This window comes from Pseudomonas sp. PME37.24/025, from assembly GCF_055556615.1.
Genome location: NZ_JBVHNK010000003.1, coordinates 82,849 through 107,598 on the forward strand (window position 1 = coordinate 82,849; position 24,750 = coordinate 107,598).

18 protein-coding genes and 2 pseudogenes are annotated in these 24,750 nt (G+C 54.2%); 2 read left to right on the plus strand and 18 right to left on the minus strand.

Going from position 1 to position 24,750, the window contains the following annotated elements; translation table 11 throughout:
* Positions 1-17: 17 nt before the first annotated feature.
* Both ACZ3HH_RS06415 and ACZ3HH_RS06420 read right to left on the minus strand, forming a co-directional pair.
* Complete coding sequence (locus ACZ3HH_RS06415) at positions 18-2,012, minus strand: polysaccharide biosynthesis protein (RefSeq protein WP_465803508.1); 1,995 nt, start codon at positions 2,010-2,012, stop codon at positions 18-20.
* 599 nt (positions 2,013-2,611) lie between these two features.
* Positions 2,612-3,709 carry an acyltransferase family protein gene (locus tag ACZ3HH_RS06420; protein WP_465803510.1) on the minus strand — a complete coding sequence of 366 codons (1,098 nt, stop codon included), beginning with the start codon at positions 3,707-3,709 and terminating at the stop codon, positions 2,612-2,614.
* A gap of 618 nt (positions 3,710-4,327) precedes the next feature.
* Between ACZ3HH_RS06420 and ACZ3HH_RS06425 the strand changes: the two are divergent.
* Positions 4,328-4,474: pseudogene (locus ACZ3HH_RS06425) on the plus strand (hypothetical protein); the annotation flags it as partial.
* Positions 4,449-4,601: pseudogene (locus tag ACZ3HH_RS06430) on the plus strand (IS66 family transposase zinc-finger binding domain-containing protein); the annotation flags it as partial. The pseudogenes ACZ3HH_RS06425 and ACZ3HH_RS06430, both read left to right, overlap by 26 nt.
* A 196-nt stretch (positions 4,602-4,797) precedes the next feature.
* On the opposite strand, the gene ACZ3HH_RS06435 reads toward ACZ3HH_RS06430, so the two are convergent.
* The 16 genes from ACZ3HH_RS06435 to ACZ3HH_RS06510 form a co-directional block, all read right to left on the minus strand.
* Positions 4,798-5,814, minus strand: a complete 1,017-nt coding sequence (locus ACZ3HH_RS06435) for an MraY family glycosyltransferase (protein WP_465803511.1) — start codon at positions 5,812-5,814, stop codon at positions 4,798-4,800.
* A 108-nt stretch (positions 5,815-5,922) separates the two neighbouring features.
* Positions 5,923-10,167 (minus strand): glycosyltransferase, encoded by a 4,245-nt coding sequence (locus tag ACZ3HH_RS06440; RefSeq protein ID WP_465803513.1) that lies wholly within the window; start codon positions 10,165-10,167, stop codon positions 5,923-5,925.
* Positions 10,164-11,474, minus strand: a complete 1,311-nt coding sequence (locus ACZ3HH_RS06445) for an ABC transporter ATP-binding protein (protein ID WP_465804026.1) — start codon at positions 11,472-11,474, stop codon at positions 10,164-10,166. The genes ACZ3HH_RS06440 and ACZ3HH_RS06445 overlap by 4 nt, the downstream gene beginning before the upstream one ends.
* Positions 11,461-12,279, minus strand: coding sequence for an ABC transporter permease (locus ACZ3HH_RS06450; protein ID WP_465803514.1), 819 nt, complete (start codon positions 12,277-12,279; stop codon positions 11,461-11,463). Before ACZ3HH_RS06450 ends, ACZ3HH_RS06445 begins: the two co-directional genes overlap by 14 nt.
* Before the next feature lie 116 nt (positions 12,280-12,395).
* Positions 12,396-13,400: a glycosyltransferase family 2 protein gene (locus tag ACZ3HH_RS06455; RefSeq protein ID WP_465803516.1), complete on the minus strand. Its 1,005-nt coding sequence runs from the start codon at positions 13,398-13,400 to the stop codon at positions 12,396-12,398.
* 424 nt (positions 13,401-13,824) lie between these two features.
* The gene (locus ACZ3HH_RS06460; RefSeq protein ID WP_465803518.1) at positions 13,825-14,778 is read right to left on the minus strand and encodes a UDP-glucose 4-epimerase family protein; all 954 of its coding nucleotides are present in this window, start codon (positions 14,776-14,778) and stop codon (positions 13,825-13,827) included.
* Positions 14,775-15,698, minus strand: a complete 924-nt coding sequence (locus ACZ3HH_RS06465; RefSeq protein ID WP_465803519.1) for a glycosyltransferase — start codon at positions 15,696-15,698, stop codon at positions 14,775-14,777. Before ACZ3HH_RS06465 ends, ACZ3HH_RS06460 begins: the two co-directional genes overlap by 4 nt.
* 56 nt (positions 15,699-15,754) lie before the next feature.
* Positions 15,755-16,645 (minus strand): glucose-1-phosphate thymidylyltransferase RfbA, encoded by an 891-nt coding sequence (rfbA, locus tag ACZ3HH_RS06470; protein WP_465803521.1) that lies wholly within the window; start codon positions 16,643-16,645, stop codon positions 15,755-15,757.
* Positions 16,642-17,535: a dTDP-4-dehydrorhamnose reductase gene (gene rfbD / locus ACZ3HH_RS06475; protein ID WP_465803523.1), complete on the minus strand. Its 894-nt coding sequence runs from the start codon at positions 17,533-17,535 to the stop codon at positions 16,642-16,644. Before rfbD ends, rfbA begins: the two co-directional genes overlap by 4 nt.
* Complete coding sequence (rfbB, locus tag ACZ3HH_RS06480) at positions 17,532-18,608, minus strand: dTDP-glucose 4,6-dehydratase (RefSeq protein WP_465803524.1); 1,077 nt, start codon at positions 18,606-18,608, stop codon at positions 17,532-17,534. The genes rfbD and rfbB overlap by 4 nt, the downstream gene beginning before the upstream one ends.
* Positions 18,609-18,834: 226 nt before the next feature.
* Positions 18,835-19,074 carry a LapA family protein gene (locus tag ACZ3HH_RS06485; RefSeq protein WP_465803526.1) on the minus strand — a complete coding sequence of 80 codons (240 nt, stop codon included), beginning with the start codon at positions 19,072-19,074 and terminating at the stop codon, positions 18,835-18,837.
* Positions 19,075-19,101: 27 nt separating this feature from the next.
* Entirely contained in the window at positions 19,102-19,398 is a 297-nt protein-coding gene (ihfB, locus tag ACZ3HH_RS06490) for an integration host factor subunit beta (protein ID WP_003369729.1), read from the minus strand.
* Between the two features lie 150 nt (positions 19,399-19,548).
* A complete protein-coding gene (locus ACZ3HH_RS06495; RefSeq protein WP_465803529.1) occupies positions 19,549-19,827 on the minus strand; it encodes a hypothetical protein in 279 nt (92 codons plus the stop codon).
* Positions 19,828-20,044: 217 nt separating this feature from the next.
* Positions 20,045-21,736 carry a 30S ribosomal protein S1 gene (gene rpsA / locus ACZ3HH_RS06500; protein WP_008005961.1) on the minus strand — a complete coding sequence of 564 codons (1,692 nt, stop codon included), beginning with the start codon at positions 21,734-21,736 and terminating at the stop codon, positions 20,045-20,047.
* A gap of 120 nt (positions 21,737-21,856) precedes the next feature.
* Positions 21,857-22,546: a (d)CMP kinase gene (cmk, locus tag ACZ3HH_RS06505; RefSeq protein ID WP_465803530.1), complete on the minus strand. Its 690-nt coding sequence runs from the start codon at positions 22,544-22,546 to the stop codon at positions 21,857-21,859.
* The gene (locus ACZ3HH_RS06510) at positions 22,543-24,750 is read right to left on the minus strand and encodes a bifunctional prephenate dehydrogenase/3-phosphoshikimate 1-carboxyvinyltransferase (RefSeq protein ID WP_367375765.1); all 2,208 of its coding nucleotides are present in this window, start codon (positions 24,748-24,750) and stop codon (positions 22,543-22,545) included. Before ACZ3HH_RS06510 ends, cmk begins: the two co-directional genes overlap by 4 nt.

Here is a 24,750-nt window from a genome sequence, read left to right on the forward strand (position 1 = left end):
TACAGGATGTGAAACAATCAGGGTTCGAGGCGGCGTTGCTGGTGGATCCAGTCGACGATCTCCCCGTCGGGGGTGTAGCCGCTGACCGTTTCGCGCAAGAGCTGGCGCACGCGGGAATAATCATCCTGCTCGACCGCCAACAACAGCTCAGCCAAGCGGCCCTTGAGCACGTCCCAGGGTAAATGATCTTCGTTGGCGGTCATGATCATCGGGTGCGGTGTCGCCGCGACGTTATCGCCGATCAGCAACTCTTCGTAAAGCTTCTCGCCCGGACGTAGCCCCGTGAACTCAATCGAAATATCGCCCTGGGGATTTCGCTCCGAACGAATGCTCAAACCGGACAGGTGAATCATCTTCTCCGCCAGTTCGATGATCTTCACCGGTTCACCCATGTCCAGGACGAATACATCACCGCCCTGCCCCATGGAGCCGGCCTGAATCACCAGTTGCGCGGCTTCAGGGATAGTCATGAAGTAGCGGGTGATTTTCGGGTGCGTGACCGTCAATGGACCACCGGACTTGATCTGACTGTGGAACAACGGAATCACCGAACCGGACGACCCCAACACATTGCCAAAACGCACCATGGTGAAACGGGTTTTGTTGACCCGGGATACATTGGCCTTGTCGCCAAACAGTACCGGGGCAACTTCACGACTGAGGGCCTGAAGGGTCAACTCCGCCAGACGCTTGGTGCTGCCCATGATGTTGGTCGGACGAACGGCTTTATCGGTAGAAATCAGCACGAAGTTGGCGACACCCGACTGCAATGCAGCCTGAGCAGTGTTCAACGTGCCAATGACATTGTTGAGCACGCCTTCGGCAATGTTGTGCTCGACCATCGGCACATGTTTATAAGCCGCCGCGTGATAGACGGTATCCACGCGCCAGGTCTTCATCACATCGAGCAGTTTGTGCGGGTGACGAATGGAACCGAGGATAGGCAGCAACTTGACCGACACTGACTCACGACAGCCCCGCTGCTCCAACTCCGACAGAATGCTGTAAAGGTTGAACTCACTGTGCTCAAACAGCAAAAGCGTGGTCGGGCCGAGGGAGAAAATCTGCCGACACAGCTCCGAACCGATCGACCCGCCAGCGCCAGTGACCATCACTGTCTTGCCTTTGATACAGCGTTCGAGCAAATCAGCCTGGGCTGGCACGGCATCACGGCCCAGTAAATCGGCGATATCCACTTCCTGAATGTCTTCAACCTTGACCCGGCCGCTGGCCAGATCGGTGAAGTTCGGGACGCTTCGTACGTGAAGGGGGTAAGCCTCCAACAGATTGAGAATTTCCCGGCGTCGTGCACGGGTAGATGACGGCAGGGCCAGGAGGATCTCCTGGGCGCCGGTGACGTCGATCATTTGCTGGATGTGTTTGGGTTTGTAGACCTGGAGGCCTGAAATAGAGCGATCGGCGATGCTGGAATCGTCGTCGATGAATGCCACTGGGCGCATGACTCGCCCCATGCGCAAGGCAGCAACCAACTGATTGCCTGCCACGCCTGCGCCGTAGATGGCGACTTTGGTTAGGCCGTCATCGCGGCTGGTGAACGGTACGTGTTGGGCGGCGGTGAACCAGTCGCCCATGAAGTACTGGCGCATGCACAGACGCAGGCCGCCGATGATGACGAGGCTTAGCCACCAGTAGTTGAAGATGATGGAGCGTGGGACGACGGTTTGGTGGTTGCTGTACCAGTAGACAACTAATGCGAGAATAAGCGAAGAAAGGCTGACTGCTTTGATAATGACAACGAGTGCGTCGTTGCCGAAATAGCGCATCACCGCCCGGTACATACCGAAACGGATGAAAAGGGGGATGGCGACAACTGGAGCACAGAGAAAAAGCCAGAGGTGAACCTTCAGTGGGTTGACCATTTCGTCGATCCCCAATCGGACGATAAACGCCAGCCACAAGGCTACCCAAACGAGAACGACGTCCGTCAGAACCTGAATCAATCGTTTCTGGCGCCGCGGCAGACCCAGCAAGAACTCGCGCAGTCTACCCATATTCCCCTGCTCCAATCTGGCCTACTCCTTTGGTTGAACCGGCGAAAGACATTGTACTTACGTACGGCGCGTCATCACAGAAAAAATGCCGCACTGGTAATGCGTGGAAAATCGGCCCGGTGTATGGGTCGTAATCTAGTAGATTGCCGCACAGAACGAACAAGGCTGCTGAGCTTAGGAGAGTTCTGCCTGCAACGCAGGCTCATCGCCGTGAAATAGCGCCTGAAGCGGAATAATCATGAACTGAAGATAGCCTGATTTTCGGCCGTGTCAGCTTTTGAGTGTGACGCACGGAAGGCATAAAAAACGGTGGGGACTTCGGGCCTCCTCTCTAAGACTGGCAAATGTGGTGTGGCGTGAGGGGTTAGATCGATTTGTAGGGTATCGCCATCAGGCTTGATGGTGACAACAGAAAAGCCCTCCCAAAAAGGAAGGAAAGTATTAATATCGCATAAGAACGCCGGTTTGTTAGATGTGTTTGCCCGCACGAACATCATCAATCAAATCGGCGTTCTTGTTTCTGTGTTTCCCGGGATTCCGTGAAGAACCTTTTTTACTATAGCGCCAATGCAGAACGCTGACTAAAAGTGGTAATCATCTTATGCGGCTTCCAAAACCTGGCGTGAAAATAAGCTTTTTGCGCGAATATGGCCTCTCTTTCGAAGAGGTTCCTCCACAAATCTGTAATTTAGTTCGGCGAGTGAAAAAACAAGTACCAGCGCAGTCAGCGCAAATTGTAACGTGTATGTCTCGTTTAGCTCGGTACCCTGAGGCTCAATCCACGCCCATATTTCACGAGTGAACCAAAATGACGGGATGTGAACAAGATAGATCGCATAAGAGCGTGCTCCTATCCACGCAAGAAAGTCTCTAGTCGGTGAGGGCTTGAAGAAATAACCCTTATCGTACGAACACAGCCACAAAATTACTGCACAAACGACTGCTGCTAGCCCAGTGTAGAAGCTAACGATCTGAAACCGAGTAGTTGCAAACAGGCTAAACAACAGAAGAGCAGGAATTACGAGACGGAAACGAGAAGAGTTGAGGCTGGGCTCCAGTGCTTTATAGATGGGCGTATTGGAAAATATTGCAATCAGAACCCCAAGTAAAATAGCATCCGTCCTGATAAACGAAAGGACTCCATTCCATTCATGTCGGGTAATGAAAAGTTGAGCGAAAACTAAGCATACAAGTACAAGAGAAAGTCGTTTTCGAAAGAAAAAAACAATAAATGGCAACGCAATGTAGAATTGCTCCTCTAAAGACAACGACCAATAGAGTGCAAAAACTCCACATTGGCCACTGCCAATTGTGCAGTTGTAGAAATGCAAATTCTCAACATGCAGGACGGCTGCGGCAATGTCTGCCAAATTCTGGGAATTGAATTGTGCGGCTTGCGTATGGATCATTAGTGGTCCAAGTGCCATAGGGATCAGTAGCCACAACCAAGCAGACGGCGTAATGCGATAGAGCCGTTTCACCCAGAACGCTCCGCACTCCTTCCAAAACGCTATACCTGTTTTGTCTTCTAGCTTTGGTAGCAGTGCTCTCGCAATCACGAATCCTGACACACAGAAAAACAGATCTACTCCAACATACAACCCTTGCCCCACCTTTGACCATTTTGTCACGTCCCAAACAAACAGGCCCGCTAGATGGTGTACGATCACAGCTAGGACCGCGATGGCACGTAACACTTGTATCTCTTGGTTTAGTCGACCCTCAGGTGGAAGCCCTATTGCGCTTTTTTTCTGTTGTGTGATGCACATGCTTTCTTGTGTCTCCATGAGCTTAAGGCGCAGTTTTCAAGCCGATTTTTCAACCTACTGGCCTGTTCTGCGTTTTTGGGGCCGATTTCTACCCTCATTTTACTGATAAGCGGGCCAGCCCCGCCTTTCAGACGGATTTACCCCGCCGCCCGTTTGTAGTGGTCAACTAATCCATCATGGCGATAACCGATGCCTGCATCGACTGCTGGAGCAGCAATTTGAAGATGTCGAGCAAATGGCGTTGGTACGAAAGTGGTCCGATAGAATCCACAAGCCACTGTAGGCCTTTGTTACTGGTGGTCTTAGGTTAGTAGGTCCACGATCAAATCGTTTGTGATCAGTCGTAAGAACCGGCTCTTCCCAAGGTGCAACCGCTAGTTCGCAGATTTACGGTATGGTCGAAACCGCCTAAACCAACGGCTAGGTCGCTTAAGCCCCGATTATACCCAACTACGCGACAAATCGCAGTGTCAAAACCTGATGCGGAAGGCTCCTCCACAGGTCAAAACCATCCAGCAGCCAATTCAACCGTAAGCGATCCATCACCTGCGCGACCGCTTGTTCGGGCGCAAGTCCGAACAGACTGTCGAGCCCAACACGCCGCAACAGGCGCTGTTCAACGAGCCCGAAAGCGAGCCGATAGCGCTCGTTGATGCCCCTGACGAAGGGGCCACTGTCGGCCGATCTGCCGCGTATAGAAGTCATCCACGAACTGCCCGAACACGAACTGACCTGTACCTGCGGTTGCCGCAAACACGCCATCGGCGAAGAGACCAGCGAGCAGCTGGACATCGTGCCGATGCAGATCCGAGTGAACAAAAAGGATTCAGAAACGAACTTACCCTCTTTGTTGCCCCTTGGATCAACCCATCCACAGATCACTATTCATATCAATAGCCAGCATTTGGATAAAGCAAGAAACGCTATGGCGTTCACGCTTGGAGCTTTAATTGCTTTAGCCACAATCTGCTGGATTATCTGGCACTCCACAATTCTCGAGTATAGTCAGCCAGCGCTCATTCCGATTCTGCCCTTCCCGCTTGATATTTGAACGCCAGAAGCACTAAAGGTGCATAGGCAAGGAAAACCCCTATCACCCCGCCCAGTCGGAATCGGGTGACACATATGGCGATCGGCAGCAACCACAGCAGATTGATTAAACCTACCGCGATCGTGACCGGCCAATGCTTGCCATATCGCCGTGAAGCAAACTGGTAGGCATGACTTCGGTGCGCCTCATAGACCTTTTCGCCGCGGAGCAATCGACGAAACAGTGTGAAAGTCGCGTCGACAATGAAGACTCCCAGAAGTATCAACCCCCCCCAAAACAGTTCGAACGACGCCCAGGCTGCCTGGAGCGTGAGGATTCCCAGAATCAAGCCAAGAAACCCACTGCCGGCATCGCCCATAAAGATACGCGCCGAAGGGAAATTCCAGACCAGGAACCCGCCCACAGAGGCTGCGAGCAACAGGGATGGCCAGATCAGGTAGTCATTGGCGCCCAGCCCATACAGCACACATGCCCCCAGACAAACAGTGACCGCCTCGACACCGGCAATACCGTCAATACCGTCCATGAAGTTATAGAGGTTGAGCATCCAGACAAGATAAAAAGCGGCCAGTACCGATCCCGGCCAACCCAGATTGATCACTTGGCCAAATGCATGAACAGGCGCCAGACCTCCTAGCCAATAGAGCGCCCATGCAGCCGCAGCGAAATGCCCCATCAACCGCCAGCGTGCAGCGATGTGGCCATGATCATCCATAAAACCAATGATCGCGACCAACGCTCCCGCACCCACCCCGGACAGAAAAAGATCAGCCGGGATCAGCCCTCCGATGAACAACAGGCAAAGTGCTGCCAGAAAGCTGACAACGATGGCCACCCCTCCACCTCTCGGCGTTGGAATGGAATGAGAGCTACGGTCATTGGGAATATCGATAAGACTTTTGGACAACGCATAACGGCGCAAGAGCGCCGTTAAAATGAAGGTACTGGCGAAAACCACTGGCACAAACCAAACGCTACTCATAATCCCAGTGGCTCCTTTGCGAAACTCTAATTCGACACTGCGTCAAAAACACTCTGAAAACCCTCTTGCCACTTGAGCTGTTGTCACACGGCAAGAGGGAACAACTACTCAGTTTTTATGAATATCCACAATTTCATGCAGAGGCCGCTTGGACAGCATTCTCTTGATCTTCTGACGCAGACCGTACGGGACAGCATTGCTGATGCGCCGCATGCCAGGCTTGCGATAAAGCGTCCAAAGAGCAAGAAGTGCGATTTCTTTGGTCGTCAATGGCACTTCGTATTCCTCCGCCGACGCATTCGATGCTGGAAGCTCGATAACGGCGACCTGATCCTGGCGCGGAACCCCGCTATTGGTCATCTGCACATACGCGACATTGTAGAAATCGTGGTTCAGCAAACTGTTACTGTGCTGCGGCGCCAGTATGACTTCTCCGGCAGCTGACGAATTCAAAAATTTGCCCATCTCAACCAGAAGCTCATCAGGCTCGATACCATACTGGTACACGAGAGTATGCTCCCGATTGGAAAGTCGCTCGGGGAATGCACCGATATCCGGAGCGATGATCGGCAGTCCCGATGCCAGCGCGTAACTCAGGGTATAGCTGTAAGTTTCTGGCCACTGGCAAGGAAACAGGATCAAGTCGAGATCATGCTCTGACATCAGCCGCTTCAAGTCATCTGCATCATATCGCCCAGTGGTGAAAACCCCTTTCAATTCTCTATACGCGAACCCAAGAAGCTTGAAGTCGAATGGCAAATTACCTGCCGCCGCCTTCGCCGCCATTTGCTCAAGGTAATCAGCCCCTTTTTCTTTCCCCAGCGCACCTAGCACACCCACGGTGTAACGCGGTTTTTGACTGATCGGCGTCACCGAAGCTGTTGCAACCCGCTTGTCCTCGACATGCAAAGCCACAACCGGACTCTGCAACGCGTAGTGCTGCTGGTAGAGCGACAACGTGTACTCAGAAGGGAAAACCACAGTTTTCGCGCTTTCGATGAATGCTCTCAACTGATCGCGCCAAGCCAGAGCTGAAACACCTTCCGGCAGAGGGAACGCAGGATTGAGCAAATCGTCGGCGTACTGGCCTGGGTAAATCCCATTCTGATTTGTCAATGTCGGGTTGCCACCGAGCCAATAGAAGTCGTGAACCGTCAATGCGTATTCAGTGCCCAGCTGCGCCGGCAGTCCAAACAACAACGGGTTCAAGCCAAGGGAATGATGGAAATGGACGAACCCGACGCCACACCCTTTAAGCAAAGCCACCAGCATCGGATATTCTTCCGGAACCCGGAACACCAACTCGTCCGCTCCTGGGAAAGTGCCCATTCTCAGAGTGACGGCACCCGTGCCCTTGAAAGGAGCAAGGATAAGATTGTAGGCGTTCGCCTGGAGTGCTTCGCTCAACTCCTCGACATGCTGTTCGACCCCACCACCGGCCTCATGTGACACCTGCAGAACCTTGGGGCGATCAAGTGTCGAAAGCAACTGAGCCAGGCGGTTGACTCGCACCGTTTTGATCGGATCTTCGGCGATGAACTTCTGAATATCCAGGTGATAGTCGGGGTGAAGTTCAACAATGGCTTTGAACGCGTTTTCAATCAAGGCTTGCTTCGTTGAGGAGAAACTGACGCCACCCTCATGGAATGCGTACAGGTTCGGCGTTATGACATTGAACCAGCCCGCCTTGAGCGCGCGCTGGCATAAGTCGTTCTCTTCGCCGTAACCACGCCCGAATTTTTCTTCATTCAACAGGCCGACAACGTCGAGGCAGTCGCGGCGCACATACATGCAGAATCCGACACCGGTGGGTGCCTTCACATTTGGCAGTCGCGCGCCCGCGAAGACTTTATCGATCTGGTGGACATCCAGCCCGAAAGCCTGTTCATTTTCGTACAGGAAGGCTGGAAAACTGCAGATGGTTGCGTTATTGGAAAACGGGGTGACTGTACCGATATCAGGGGCAATGTAGGCTTCTGCCGTGAGTCGCTCCAGCCAGTTTTCCGGAACGATGACATCGCTATTGAGGAAAACGATGTCATCCTCGGCAGCCTGGCGCATCCCGCGATTGACCGTTTTGACGAACCCCAGATTGACTTGGTTTTCCAGAACAGTCAGCACGCCAGGCCATTTCGACTCGAGCTCGAGCAGCATGTCCTGCATGCCGGCATCCGGACTGCAGTCGTTGATCGCAATGATCTTCGAATCGGCAAGGGAAAGGATTCCCGGCATCGCGGCTTCAATGCACCGCTTCGTCATCTCGATGCCTTTATAGACAGGCAGGATCACAGTGACGGATCTAGCACGCTTAATGGGTGCTTCAACTACGTAACTCTTGGCAACTGGATCAGAACCTTTCAAGTCCTGTTTACGCAGATAAGCAGTCGCCGCGCGCTTGCCACTTTCCAGGTTGGTGCGAAAGACCCCTTTCCCGTTACGCAGTGAACGAACAAGAAAGCGAATTGGCTTGGTGATAAACCAGGAGTTCGAATGGATCACATCGTTGTAGGCGGCCTGACTCTCAGCCAGCCGCACAGACAACCGATACCTTTCCGACTGAAGACTCTCAAGTTCGGATTGAAGTCTATGCGACTCAGCCTCAACTCTTTCAATTTCCTGCCCGGCAGCGCCCAACGCTGCGGTTTCAGATGCCAGAGAGGCCTGCGACTTGTTAAAAGCCGTCAGCAGGTTATCGCTGACAACCAATCGGTCTTCATCCCACGACAGGAATTCGCTAGGTTTGCGGCCATTGATAGCACTCTGGACTAACGCTTCCAATGACAGGAATTGCCGAACGTCATCCTCATTGATTGGATAACCACCCGCCTCGCAGGCGGAGAATACAAACTCTTTATAAGTTGCCGTTGCGAATTCCGCGCTTCGATTGAAGCGTGTCACCGATCCGAGCAATTGACGTAGTGCTCTGAACAACAGGAATTCGATCCGCAAATCGACAGTCAGCGACCACTCCTTATCAATCAGATGAGGTCTGCCCGCTTGATCAATCAGGATGTTCTGAGGTACGGCATCGAACAATTGACCAGACAACAAGCCGTCAGCGCCTGGTTGGCCGCTGGAAATATCTTTCAATATGTCCACGTAGTCTTTCAAGAACTGGCCGACCTTGGCATAGGCCCAGCCTTCGGTATTGATAATATCGATCAACTTTGTTGAGAGCACATAACCCTTGATATAAGGTTCGGAGGCAGTCAATTTAAATTCAATGATGGCGTCTACGGCAGGCGTTTGGTGAGCCTCAGCCAATTTTTCGTAGTGAACAATGATTGTGTTTTCAACGCATTTTTTGAACGACGAGCTTTTGCAAAATTCGGCCCGTCTATCACTGCTGTAGTGTACAGCCAGCGTTCCGTCGTCCAATGTTTTCCGGGCAACCGGCGAGGCGCCGATGAGAAAGGAGTTGGACATGTCCATGCCAAGACCATTTTTACAGATCTGCGGCCACGCCAACTCAAGAGAGAACGTGCAGAGCTCAGGTAGCTGTGGATCGCGCTGAGCGCTCTGCCACGCAAAAGCTGCTGCATCAAAATCAGGATCGTCAAACCCTTGTTCCGTGACAATCGAAACCGGCAGTTTGTAATCCGGAAACGGTGCGAAAAACTCATTCGAGGTAAAGCCGGCGCTGGCGAGCAACGAAGCCAAAGCCTGCTTGCCATAAGTCTGCGGTGTTGCACTGTTGTAGCGACCTTCAACACCAAACATCGGCGTGACAACATGGTCTTCTGGCGCACCCGCAAAGTACTTGAGACCCAACTGGTTCTCGATGGCGATGATCAACAACCCGTCGGGTTTCAAGAGGGAGCGGACCTTTTTAAGCATATTCGCGCCCGGATTTTCACCCGACACAAACAGATTGGCATATTCAAATACGCCAATCAGCGTGATGACATCAAACTGCTTGTCAATCTGGAAGCTTTCGAATGATTCGGCCAATACCGACACATTCGACAAATCTCGGGTACGCGCTCTGGCAATGCTCGCTCGACGGGTACTGCCCTCCAGCGCAAGCACGTTGCCGCCTTGTTCTCCCAGATAGCGGGTGATCGCGCCGCAACCAGCGCCAATTTCCAGGACATCACCGCCAAGATCTGCGTCAAACACACGCAGCAAATTTGCCCGAGTACTGGACAGGTAGTACAGGGATGGCCAATCCGTACACCAGCCCCGTAGCTCATCGGAAAAAACACTTACATCACGCGCTTGGTCAATCAAGAATTTAATGCGCAGTTCGGTGGTATCACCATCACTATAATTGATACTCGCATAATCCGGCCGCGACCAGATTTTGAGTTCTTCGTTTAGTTGATAGCCCGCTTGCATCAATAAAGTATTCAATTTGCAACCTTTTTGGCACGAATGCTCGAATCTAGATTTACCAGCCCAAAAAACTTGTCTGTTGGCCGAACTTGAAGGTGAATCGAATCGTAACGTCGATCCCTCGGGGTCACCTCTTCACCGTCTTTGGTCGACACACCCAAGGATATAAAGTAATCACCCGGCGCCAACTCACAGGCGATCCCTAACTCAACCTCGACAATGTCACCTTTGCGGCCAAAGGCCCGGAAATCCGGACACTCAAGGGTTTCACTGTTCACACCGTAAACAGTAACGCCTTCCTTGGTTTTTATGGTCATGCCGAGGATAGGACATACCAGCTCGGTATCGAACCTGACGAACACCGAAAGCTTGATTTTCGAACCGGTATCGACTGCAACGGGATAGTCCATCCCACTCGCACTCAAGTGGAAGTCAATGATCGTTGCCGCTCGATCGCCCCACCGGTACTCATTGGGATTGTAGTTAGGGTGTGTATCAAACACATCCATACCACCCTCAGGCGTGTGGTACGTTTCTGGCGCTTCGTCGATTTGTTCGACTTCAGTCGAAACGGAGTTCTGGGTCTTGCCGAATAGCAAGTCCAAATAACGATTCACGACCTTTCGTGGTTCACCCTGCTCCAGCTGCACACCGTCATTCAACAGGAATGCCTTGTCGCAGTGAGTCACGATCTGCTCACTTGAATGCGTCACCAGCAAGATGCTGGTGCCACTTTCCTTCAACTTCTTCAAGCGATCAAAACAGCGCGCCTGAAACTTCGCGTCGCCAACGGCCAACGCTTCGTCGACAATGAGAATGTCCGGTTCGACTTGAGCCTGAACGGAAAACGCCAGACGTACCAACATACCACTGGAGTAGGTTTTTACCGGCTGATTGATAAATTCGCCGATGTCCGCAAACTCGATGATTGCATCGTACTTCTCATCGATTTCCTCTTTGCTCAAGCCGAGGATAGTCGCGTTCAAGTAGACATTTTCGCGCCCGGTGAACTCAGGATTGAATCCCGAACCCAGCTCCAGCAAAGCAGCAATCCGGCCACGCGTTTCCACGGTACCAGCGGTAGGGTTGAGGGTGCCGCACAGTATCTGCAACAACGTCGACTTTCCGCTGCCGTTTTTGCCGACAATACCAACGGTCTCGCCCTTGCGGATTTCGAACGAAACATCGCGTAGCGCCCAAAATTCCCGGCAGTACCTTTTCTTGCCACGGCTGAGCATTTGCAGCAAACGGTCGCGCGGCTTGTCATAAATCTCATAACATTTGCTGAGATTCTGAACTTTGATTGCAATCTCAGATGACATCAGCAAATCCTTTTCGAGTTTTCTGGAACCAGGCGAAGCCCAGCCAGGCGACCACTACCGAACCCACCAAGTAGATGCCGAGAATATTAAAATCAGGCATCCGTCCCCAAAACAGCACTTCGCGTGCGTATTCGATGGTCGGCGTGAGCGGGTTCAACATCAGCAGATGCTGGTACTTTTCGGGAAGAGCACTCGCCGGGTAGAAAATGGGCGACAGGAACATCAGTACTGTGGTCAAAATCCCTATAAATTGCGCCACATCTCTCAAGTAAACGCCCAGCGATGCCAGCGCCCAGGTCAATCCCATGATCAACAGCACAAGCGGCAAAATGATCAGTGGAAAGAGCAATACCGTCAGATGAGGAGTACCAAATAGAAAGACGTAGGCAATCAGCCAGACGATCAGACTGATTACCATATGAAAGAGTGCCGAACCGAGGGTTACCCAAGGCAGGATCTCCAACGGAAATACCACCTTCTTGACGTAGTTTGCATTGGAAAGAATCAGGGTCGGACTTCGATTGAAGCACTCGGCGAACAGGTTGAATACGATCAGCCCGGCGAACAGGATGAGCGCGAACTCTGTCTTCGAATCGCTGCCACCGCTCCAACGGGCCTTGAATACGACGCTGAATACAAATGTGTAGACGATCAGCATGAACACCGGATTGAAGAAAGACCAAAGAATTCCCATGAACGATCCGCGATATCGCCCGACGACCTCTCGCTGCACCAGAGCCCTGATCATGCCGCGATTGCGCCAGAAACTGGCAACCAATTCCCTTGGGGTTATAGAAAAATTACGCATTAAGCACACACCTAAAAAAACTGAGGGAGATGAACCTCATCAGAAAATTCTCTTGTTCAAATACTGCTTCAGTGCCCCGAAAAACTCCAAAGGAGTCTTCCGTGCTCGACTAACTATCAGATTCTATTCAGGACTGCCGCCAGGATCAGGCCCAGATTGCCCCAGCGGGTCTGTCGATAAACTCTGGAGCGGCTCAGCCAGATGAACCGTGCCAGCCCCAGGGACTTTCGGGCTTTCTGGAACATATCCAGGGTCAATTGGCTCTCCTCGCTGAGCCGTGAGCGGACAGATTCCAGGGCGATGATGTTTCTCTGGTTCCACCCCTTGAAGCGTCCGCTGAACATCATGCGCAATCTAACCAAACGTGCACGCGCGCCCATGTCTGATCCAATCAAGTTAGCGTCGTGCTGCCTGTAAAGGATGGTCGGCGCGCGATCATAGATAACCCGACCTCCTGCACCGGTAATCAGCAGATAGGCCCACCAGTCATGGGAAACGATATCAAGATGCGCTCCCGCCGCTCTAAAGAGCGCCCGAGCAGCACCGTTGAACACCATCGTGTTACCTCCGGCGATACTCTGCACCAATGCATTCGAAAAACTGGCCGGACGGGCAAACAAAGGGGAGCAGCCGATAATCGCTCCTGTATCGTCAATTAATTCGGTACGCGCACAATACAACGCTGGAATATCCATCGGCAGGTGTCGCAGCGACTTGAGAGCAACCTCAAGCTTGATGTCCTGCCAGATATCGTCCTGATCCGCCCACGCATAGAACCCGGACTGCGCCGGTGCATCACAGGCGAGTGACATGAAGTTTGCGGCGAAACCTCGCTTCGGGCCCTGCCGAACGGTTAGCTTGCCCTCACCCCAGGCTTCCGAATATTGGCGCAATATTTCCAGCGTGGCATCCGTCGAACCATCGTCCGATACCACGACATCCCAATTGCGATAGGTCTGACGAGCGATCGAGTCCAGTTGTTGGGACAGGAAACGCTCACCATTATAAGTACACATCAAGATCGTGACACGCGGCGCGTGGACACCCTGGCCCTGGATAGTGGCCGCTTCACGGGAAGGTAAATCGCCTTTCTGAACATCTAGCGGAAGAGGGGCTACCACCGAGCACTCCATTGCGTTATAGATAAAATAATGACGGTGTTGGTCTGCCCAACATCAGATTGCGTGTGATCAGCAGGACAAGCCTTACATGCTCTTCTCATGAACCGCTCCCGACTGCGCAAAATTTGTCATTATAACGATTAGCTAAACCCATTTGATAGCCCAGTGATATCACTACCTCAAATACGTTCAGGCAACGTTAAAGGCGGGAAAATGGAAAATCCATCTACGTGGATTGAACATTGATAGCCCAGTAAAGCCGCATGGAGCAAGGGGTTGCGTAGGGTATCAAGCGCCCTGCATTGGCAAAAGGGTGGCATTCTGCCAATTGCCGATTGCCATTTGTTAGATCAGCCATACAACGTGTAAATTTTCCTCGTCAGGCCCGAAAAACGGGCTCCAACTCGAGCGTAGACCGGCCTCGCTAATGATTCAGGTAGTGCGCCGCCGTGACTTTCAAAGCCTTGTCCACATTGACGGGAGGCGACCACTGCAAGAGCTCGCGGGTTTTCTCTATATCGACCTGCAATGAACCGCAAAGCCTGTGTGCCACTTCGCTCTTGCCCACTACTCGCGCAGCACTGCGCAGAACCACTTGCGGCACTGGCAGCAGGAACGCAGGTTTACCCAATGCCACGGCCATGCGCCGGAGTAGCTGGGTGGTAGACAAATCATCACCATCGCTGACCAGGAATGTCTGATTGGCAGCGGCGGGATGAGCAATGCAGGTGACGATCAGATCGACGAGGTTGGCGATGGCTACCAGACTGCGTTGGTTTTTCAAAGCACCCAGTGGCAACGGCAAGCCTGTGCGCAGCCAACTCATCATGCTGAGAAAGTTGGCTTTCACGCCCGGGCCGTACACCAGAGGCGGACGAATGATGACAATCTCCATCCCTGTCTCTCGGCCGATTTCACGAAGGACATCTTCCGCTTCACACTTTGAAACACCGTATGGATCAGCCGGTGCAGGTTGATCGTCGGCCTTGAAAGCCATCCCGGGCAATGTAGCCTCACCATTGACCTTGATCGAGCTGATGAAAACGAAACGTCTGACGCCCGATTCCGCTGCATTTCGAGCCAGACGCGCTGTACCCTGGACGTTCATTTGACGGAATTTTGTCAGCGGATCCGCGGCAGACTCATTCATCACATGCACTCTTGCGGCACAGTGAATCACTGTATCGATCTGCGCGAGTTCGGGCAGCGCAACGCTTTCGCTCAAGTCAAACGGCACCACATCACAGAGACCGCTCAACCGGGTTTCGCCACGCACCGCCGCGACGGGTGCATACACCTTGTCCAGCAGCATGCGAAAGACGACGGCCTCACCTACAAAACCGGTCGCCCCGGTCACTAAAACCCGAGAAGCTGTCATCCGGCCTTTTTCCCAATCGCAGCAGTGGCACAACAAATACAGAAGAAAAACATTTTATCTCTCGTCCGCCGTCGGCAGTGCCTGGCGCTTAGTGATAATTTCAACAACTGCCTGCGACCCAGCGGCAACCACTGTCGCACAAAAGCATCATCTTCAACTCCCACCAGACGAGCGATCATCCGGACCTGGGAAAACCACCAGCCATCGTGAATCGTTTTATAACGCTCGATCAACGAGCTGATACCGGTGTTCGCCCCCACTTGATTTTGCTCGTGCTGGCGATATTGCATGGATGAAAGCGGATCTATGAACCAGCTGAAACCGTGACTGCGGGCGTAGGCGTAACAATACCAATCATGCAGGCTGACCTTCTGTAGCTCGTCCCAACTGGCGAGTATTGAAGCCTTCAACTGCGTCATCAGTCGACGCTTCATCACGTACGTGCAACCCGGGCCTGCCGCTTCAAACAAGTAATCCCAGGCAACTTGAGGCTGCCCCTTGTCGAGCAAGCAGGTTCGCCCATCAGCCCAAAAAGCGGTTACGTTGCTGGAATAAGCATCCACCTTGCGCGAATCGATCGCATGAGTCGCACGCTGGAGCTTATCGATATCCCAGACATCATCCTGATCGGCGAACGCGACAAAATCGTACTCGTCCAGAGAGACATCGCGGATCAGACGGAAGAAGTTGCGCGACGCACCGCCGAACCTGCCCGCGTCGGGTAGGACAATCACTCGAGAGTGGCCCGCGGCATAACCCGCACACCAAGCTTCGGTACCGTCAGTGGAAGGATCAATACTGATATAAACGGTTACGTCGACAGCTGACTGGTCGAGGATCGAGACCAACTGTTCCTCGATCCACCGCATGCCATTGTAGGCAGCCAGCAAAACCGCAACCTTGGGATGTTTTACTGGCATGCCATTCCTGCCTGGACCGATTAAACGCTACTGTTCGAAAGGATTGAGCTTTCGAATCAGTGGGAGGGCGAATCCAGTAGTTTCTGCAGATACTGACCGTAACCCGTCTTCTTCAGGGCATCAGCCTGAGTACCCAACTGCTCGGCAGTAATCCAGCCATTGTGGTACGCGATCTCTTCCAGGCAAGCCACTTTCAAGCCTTGACGCTGTTCAATGGTGTGCACGAAGTGACTGGCTTCCAACAGCGAATCATGGGTACCGGTGTCCAGCCAGGCGAAGCCACGGCCAAGCATTTCGACGTTGAGAGTCTTTTGCTCGAGGTACGCACGGTTAACGTCAGTGATTTCCAGCTCGCCACGTGCGGATGGCTTGATGTTCTTGGCGATTTCGACAACCTGGTTGTCATAGAAGTACAGACCAGTCACCGCGTAGCTGGATTTCGGCTTTAGCGGCTTCTCTTCGATGCTCAAGGCGCGGCCGGCAGCGTCGAATTCGACTACACCAAAACGCTCTGGGTCGGATACGTGATAACCAAATACAGTCGCGCCGTGCTCTTGAGTGGTGGCGGAACGCAGGTTTTCCGAGAAGTGCTGACCGTAGAAGATGTTGTCGCCCAGGATCAGGCAGCAAGGGTCCTTGCCGATGAATTCTTCGCCGATGATGAAGGCTTGTGCCAGACCATCCGGGCTAGGTTGCTCGGCGTAGGTCAGCTTGATGCCGTACAGGCTGCCGTCACCCAGCAATTTTTGAAAACTTGGCAAGTCTTCAGGGGTGGAGATAATCAGGATTTCGCGCATACCGGCGAGCATCAGCACCGACAGCGGATAAAAGATCATCGGCTTGTCGTAGATCGGCAGCATCTGCTTGGACACGCCGAGGGTCAACGGGTGCAGACGAGTGCCCGAACCGCCAGCGAGGATGATGCCTTTACGATTTGTCGTGGTCATTTGTTCAGAACTTCCGTAAGCATTCGGGTGACACCACTTTGCCAATCCGGCAAGTGTAGAGAAAAATTGTCGCGCAGCTTTTCAGTGTTCAACCGGGAGTTCAGAGGGCGGCGCGCCGGTGTTGGGTAGGCAGTTGTATCTATCGGATTGATCGACGTGACGGCGAGTTCTTCACCGCTGGCCTTGGCAAAACCGATCACATGGCTGGCATAGCCGTGCCAGGACACTTCGCCGGCGGCCGCCAGATGATACAGGCCCGCCAGTTCAGGACGCTGCAAGACCTGCTGAATGGCCAATGCCGTCACGTCGGCAATCAAATCTGCGCCGGTCGGGGCGCCGATCTGGTCGGCGATGACGCTCAAGGTTTCGCGGTCCTTGGCCAGACGCAGCATGGTCTTGGCAAAGTTGTTGCCGCGCGCGCCATAGACCCAGCTGGTGCGGAAGATCAGGTGCTTGCAGCCCGAGGCAGCAATCGCTTGCTCGCCGGCCAGTTTGCTCGCGCCGTAATGATTCACCGGGGCGACGGCATCTGTCTCTTGCCATGGCTTCAGGCCTTCACCGCTGAACACGTAGTCGGTCGAGTAGTGAATCAGCCAAGCGCCCAGGGACGCAGCTTCTTCAGCCATGACCTGACTCGCCTGACCGTTCACACGGTCGGCCAGCTCCGTCTCGGACTCGGCTTTATCGACGGCGGTGTAAGCCGCTGCGTTGACGATGACGTCGGGCTTGACCTGACGGATCGTCGCACGCAGTGCATCGAGATCAGACAGGTCGCCGCTCAAACCATCGACCGGGTGACGGTCCAGAGCGATCAATTCACCCAGCGGCGCAAGGGAGCGTTGCAGCTCCCAGCCTACCTGGCCATTTTTTCCCAACAGGAGGATTTTCATGCTTTATCCGAACGATCCGTGTAGTTCTGGTCAATCCATTGCTGGTAGCTGCCGCTCTTCACGTGAGCGACCCATTCAGTGTTGTTCAGGTACCACTCGACGGTTTTGCGAATACCGGTTTCAAAGGTTTCTTCCGGCGTCCAACCCAGCTCGCGCTGGATTTTGCTGGCGTCGATTGCGTAGCGCTGGTCGTGGCCCGGGCGATCCTGAACGTAGGTAATCAGGCTGGCATGTGGACGATGAGCGGAGTCAGGACGCAGCTCGTCGAGCAGTGCGCACAGGGTATGCACCACTTCGATGTTTTGCTTCTCGTTATGGCCGCCGATGTTGTAGGTCTCGCCGATCACGCCTTCGGTCACGACTTTGTACAGTGCGCGGGCGTGGTCTTCGACGTAGAGCCAGTCACGGACCTGATTGCCTTTGCCGTAAACCGGCAGCGGCTTGCCTTCCAGTGCGTTGAGGATGATCAGCGGGATCAACTTCTCAGGGAAGTGGCAGGGACCGTAGTTGTTCGAGCAGTTGGTGACCAGGGTCGGCAGGCCGTAAGTACGAGCCCAGGCGCGAACCAGGTGATCGGAACTGGCCTTGCTGGCCGAGTACGGCGAGCTTGGCTGGTACGGCGTGGTTTCGGTGAAGAGGTCTTCCGGACCTTCGAGGTCTCCGTAGACTTCGTCGGTGGAAATATGGTGGAAGCGGAAGTTGGCTTTACGCGCATCATCCAGTGCCGCCCAATAATGGCGTGCAGCTTCCAGCAAGGTGTATGTGCCGATGATGTTGGTCTGGATGAATTCAGACGGACCGGAGATCGAGCGATCAACGTGGGACTCTGCGGCCAGGTGCATGATGGCATCCGGTTGGTGTTCACGCAGGACATGATCGACTTGATCGCGGTCGCAGATGTCGACACGTTCGAATACATAACGCGAGTTCTGGCTGACTTCGGCCAACGACTCAAGGTTACCGGCATAGGTCAGTTTATCGACGTTAACGACAGAGTCGTTAGTGTTGGAGATGATATGACGAATGACTGCCGAGCCGATAAACCCGGCGCCGCCGGTAACTAGAATTTTCACGCGAAACCATACCCTTAAGTTGCTGACAGGGCCGCCAATTGCGCGCTGTCAAATCCATGAATGCAAAAGCCATCAAGTTCGCCGAGGCTTCTGACAGAGTCAGTCTGAACCGATTCGGGAATGCCCTATCGATCAAGCGCAGCATTTTACAGCTTAATGAAGGTTTTACTAATGGATATGGACAAGCTGTGACACAAACTCGATACACACAACGGGCTTGTCGCAGTCAGGCAAGGCGCTTGCGTGAGGCTCTGGACGTACGTCCCAGAAACCAGCCGAGAATCGGCCCGATCACCATGCCAACCAACAGCGCAATCACCATGATCAGCGATACTGGTAACTGTGGACCCGACCAGCCCAGGAATAGCAGTGCAACGCCTTGCTGGTTCTCAAGAACGAACGCCAGGATCGCCAGAACGAGCAATAGGACAAATACAGCGAGAAGTACGCGCTTGAGGTTATGCATCAGCGGTTCCTTGAAGTGCAGCAGCTGTCAAAGCCCTTCCTCCTCGTCCTCGTTCACGCGATCGCGCAGTTCTTTGCCTGGCTTGAAATGCGGAACGAACTTGCCGTCGAGGCTGACGGACTGACCGGTTTTCGGATTGCGACCTACGCGCGGCGCGCGATAGTGCAGGGAGAAGCTGCCAAAACCACGGATCTCGATTCGATCACCAGTGGCCAGACATTGGGACATTTGCTCAAGCATGGTCTTGATGGCCAACTCCACATCCTTGGATGAGAGCAGCCCTTGATGGGTGACAATTCGTTCGATCAACTCCGACTTCGTCATATTTTTCCCTTCTTTTTCAAGCAGCTAGGAAAAGCGCTTCAAAGGTTTTAGCATGCCCGGAGAAATTTGAACAGCTCGAGTTTTGACATATCTTTCCTTGTAATGAGGAGCCCGATTTCAGAACATCGGAACATTGCTCAAACCCGGCATTCATCTACAGATAACCAGCATGGTGCGTGTCAGATAACCCGCGGGATTGAAGCCAAAAGGGAATTCATCTTCCTCTTTCGCGTCATCGGACCTTACGACGACTTTATAGCCTGCGCCCTTGCATTCCCTGGCAGCTCTTTTGTGACACCTCTCCCATCCGGAACCCAACCCTGAACAATCGACCTCTATGCCACTGACTCCGCGTACCGCATGAGTCTTGGCATTGGTGGTACAGCCCGCCAATGTCAGTACTGCTATCACGACAATGAGCTTGTTCATTTATTTCCTTATGCCGGGCACATAGCCCGGCAGTCGTTCACTTCAGACTAAGCCTAGCCTTGAATAGACGATTGACCTGTATGAAGTTACAGACAGCTTATGTAGATCATTGGTTTCACGAAAGAAATATCGCAGCGTCAGCACGCCCGGGATTCACCAAATCGCAGACACAAAAAAGGGCGACCGAAGTCGCCCTTTTTCTATGGTCTGACAGAACTTAGTTCTGTTTTTCCATTTGTGCACGCAACAGGTCGCCCAGAGTGGTAGGACCAGCAGCGATGCTATCCGAAGGCTTGTCTTTCAAGCTTTGGATGGCTTCTTTCTCGTCTTCAACGTCTTTCGACTTGATCGAGAGCTGGATTACGCGGCTCTTGCGGTCAACGCTGATGATCTTGGCTTCTACTTCTTCGCCTTCTTTCAGAACGTTGCGCGCGTCTTCAACGCGGTCACGGCTGATTTCGGAGGCTTTCAGAGTCGCTTCGATATCGTCGGCCAGAGTGATGATGGCGCCTTTAGCGTCAACTTCTTTCACGATGCCTTTAACGATGGCGCCTTTGTCGTTCTCTTGAACGTACTCGGAGAACGGATCGCTTTCCAGTTGCTTGATACCCAGGGAGATGCGCTCGCGCTCTGGGTCAACCGACAGGATAACGGTGTCCAGCTCGTCGCCCTTCTTGAAGCGGCGAACGGCTTCTTCGCCCACTTCGTTCCAGGAGATGTCGGACAGGTGAACCAGACCGTCGATGCCGCCGTCCAGACCAATGAAGATACCGAAATCGGTGATCGACTTGATGGTGCCGGAGATTTTATCGCCCTTGTTGAACTGGCCAGAGAAATCTTCCCATGGGTTAGATTTGCACTGTTTGATGCCGAGGGAGATACGACGACGCTCTTCGTCGATGTCCAGAACCATAACTTCCACTTCGTCGCCGACTTGTACGACTTTCGAAGGGTGGATGTTCTTGTTGGTCCAGTCCATTTCGGAAACGTGTACCAGACCTTCAACGCCTTCTTCCAGCTCAGCGAAGCAGCCGTAGTCGGTCAGGTTGGTTACACGAGCGGTAACGCGAGTGCTTTCTGGGTAACGGGCTTTGATAGCAACCCATGGATCTTCGCCCAGTTGCTTGAGGCCCAGGGAAACACGATTGCGTTCGCGATCGTACTTCAGAACCTTGACATCGATCTCGTCGCCAACGTTGACGATTTCGGAAGGATGCTTGATACGCTTCCAAGCCATGTCGGTAATGTGCAGCAGGCCATCGACGCCACCCAGATCGACGAATGCGCCGTAATCGGTGAGGTTCTTGACGATACCTTTGACTTGTTGACCTTCCTGCAGGGATTCCAGCAGAGCTTCACGCTCGGCGGAGTTCTCGGCTTCGAGGACACTGCGACGGGAAACGACAACGTTGTTGCGTTTCTGGTCGAGCTTGATGACCTTGAATTCCAGCTCTTTGCCTTCCAGGTGCGTGGTGTCGCGCACTGGACGAACGTCAACCAGAGAACCTGGCAGGAACGCACGGATGCCGTTAACGTCGACAGTGAAGCCGCCTTTAACCTTACCGTTGATAACGCCCTTGACCACTTCTTCGGCTGCGAAGGCTGCTTCCAGAACAATCCAGCATTCAGCGCGCTTGGCTTTTTCACGGGACAGCTTGGTTTCACCAAAGCCGTCTTCAACCGAGTCCAGAGCAACGTGAACTTCGTCACCGACGTTGATAGTCAGTTCGCCAGCATCGTTGTAGAACTGCTCAAGCGGGATGAGTGCTTCAGACTTCAGGCCAGCGTGAACGGTTACCCAGCGAGCTTGGTAATCGATATCAACGATAACACCGGTGATGATGGAGCCTGCCTGAAGGTTCAGGGTTTTTAGGCTTTCTTCAAAGAGTTCCGCAAAGCTTTCGCTCATTTTAATTCCTGTTGAATAAGGGCGAAGGATACGCCCATCTCCACATCCCAGACGATGTGGGTTACGTTCATTTAAAGAAACGACTCAGGACTATGACTGGTCCCCTGGGTCGTTTCTTGGTCACCCGGCGATATCGCGAATGGCGATTTCACTCATGATGCGTTCCAGCACCTGATCGATGGATAATTCCGTGGAATCCAGCTGTATGGCGTCAGCCGCCGGTTTGAGCGGGGCTACCGCTCGCTGGGTGTCACGCTCATCGCGCGCACGTATCTCATCTAGCAGACTCGACAGACTAACACCATCGACTTTGCCCTTCAACTGCAAGTATCGACGGCGCGCACGCTCCTCGGCACTGGCGGTCAGGAAAATCTTCAATGGCGCGTCGGGAAATACCACCGTGCCCATGTCGCGGCCATCGGCCACCAGACCCGGTGGTTCCTGAAAGGCCCGCTGGCGCTGTAGCAGCGCCTCACGAACGGCGGGCAACGCAGCGACCTGCGAGGCGCCCGAGCCGATACTTTCGGTGCGAATGATATCGCTGACTTCGTCGCCTTCCAGAATAATGCGCTGCAGCTGACCGTCGGTCGCTGCGATGAATTGCACATCCAGATGAGCGGCAAGTTTTTTGAGCAGCTCTTCATTCGTCAGGTCGACGCCATGGTTATATGCCGCGAACGCCAGCAATCGGTACAGCGCACCGGAATCCAGCAAGTTCCAGCCCAGACGCTTGGCCAGCATCCCGGCGACAGTGCCCTTGCCAGAGCCGCTTGGCCCATCAATGGTGATGACCGGTGCGATGACTTTCACGACTGAGCCTCTTGTGCAACACGGATACCGACCTGCGCGCACAGCGCGAGGAAGTTCGGGAACGAGGTCGCAACGTTGGCGCAATCGTGGATGCGGATCGGTGCGCTAGCGCGCAAAGAAGCCACGCTGAAAGCCATGGCAATCCGGTGATCGCCGTGACCGTGCACTTCGCCGCCGCCGATCTGGCCGCCGTCGATGATGAGACCGTCCGGGGTTGGCTCGCACTTGACGCCCAGCGCCAGCAGACCATCCGCCATCACCTGGATCCGGTCCGACTCCTTCACGCGCAGCTCTTCGGCACCGCGCAGCACGGTGCGCCCTTCGGCACATGCAGCAGCCACGAACAGCACCGGGAACTCGTCGATAGCCAGTGGAACCAGCGCCTCAGGGATCTCGATACCTTTGAGTTTAGCTGCCCGCACGCGCAGATCCGCTACCGGTTCGCCGCCGACTTCACGCTGGTTTTCCAGGGTGATGTCAGCGCCCATCAGGCGCAGGATGTCGATCACGCCGGTACGGGTCGGGTTGATGCCGACGTGCTCAAGCACCAGCTCCGAACCTTCGGCAATCGACGCCGCCACCAGGAAGAACGCCGACGACGAAATATCGCCCGGCACTTCAATGTGGGTCGCGGTCAACTTGTGGCCGGACTCGACCGAGGCAGTCGCGCCGTTGACGGTCACCGGGTAGCCGAAGCCACGCAGCATGCGCTCGGTGTGGTCGCGAGTCGGTGCCGGCTCGGTGACGGTGGTCTTGCCTTCGGCATACAGACCCGCCAGCAACAGGCAGGATTTAACCTGGGCGCTGGCCATTGGCATGGTGTAAGTCAGGCCCTTGAGCTTGTTGCCGCCACGAATGGTCATCGGTGGACGACCTTCAGCGGCGGTCTCGATCACGGCGCCCATTTCACGCAGCGGATTGGCCACGCGATTCATCGGACGCTTGGACAGCGAAGCGTCGCCGGTCAGGGTGCTGTCGAAGTTCTGCGCAGCCAACAGGCCAGACAGCAGACGCATCGAGGTGCCGGAGTTACCCAGATAGATCGGGCCCGGCGCAGGCTTCAGGCCATGCAGGCCGACGCCGTGGATGGTCACGCGACCGTGGTGCGGACCTTCGATGACGACACCCATGTCGCGGAAAGCTTGCAGGGTCGCCAGAGCGTCTTCGCCCTCGAGGAAACCTTCCACTTCGGTGACGCCTTCAGCCAGGGAACCGAGCATGATCGAGCGGTGGGAAATCGATTTGTCGCCCGGTACACGAATCCGCCCAGTCAGGCGGCCACCAGGTTGTGCCAGGAAAATCAGATCGTTGGAATTCATAGCGTCCACATAGGCCCGGCGGGCCAGGATTTTACTGAAATGCTCGCGGGCAACCCGGGCGCGAGTGAACACGCCCAACAATTGGTGCCCATCCCCTGCATCGACCGCGTCGCGCAAGGCGTCGAGGTCGCTGCGAAATGTATCGAGTGTGCGCAGGACAGCTTCGCGGTTGGCGAGGAAGATGTCGTGCCACATGACCGGGTCGCTACCGGCGATTCTTGTGAAATCGCGGAAACCGCCCGCAGCGTAACGGAAGATCTCAAGATTTTCATTGCGTTTGGCCAACGAATCGACCAAACCGAATGCCAGCAAGTGCGGTAAATGGCTGGTCGCCGCCAACACTTCGTCGTGACGCTCGACCTGCATGTGCTCGACGTCGGCACCCAGTTCACGCCACAACCGGTCAACCACTGCCAACGCGGCCGGATCGGTCTGATCCAGCGGCGTCAGAATCACTTTATGGCGGCGGAACAGTTCGGCATTGGAGGCTTCCACCCCGCTCTGCTCGGAACCGGCAATCGGATGCCCCGGCACGAAACGCGCCGGCATGCCGCCAAACGCCTCGGTCGCCGCGCGCACCACGTTGCCCTTGGCGCTACCGACGTCGGTCAGAATCGCTTGCCCCAGGTCCATGCCCGCCAACAGCGCGAGCAATTTCTCCATGGCCAGGATCGGCACCGCCAGCTGAATCACGTCAGCACCTTGGCAAGCCGCCGCCAAGTCTTCTTCGCAGCGATCCACCACGCCCAACTCGACCGCCAGCTTGCGCGACTGCGGATCGAGATCGACCCCGACCACTTCGCGGCACAGACCACTTTCACGCAGGCCTTTGGCAAACGAACCGCCGATCAACCCCAAGCCGACCACCACCAGGCGACCGATCAT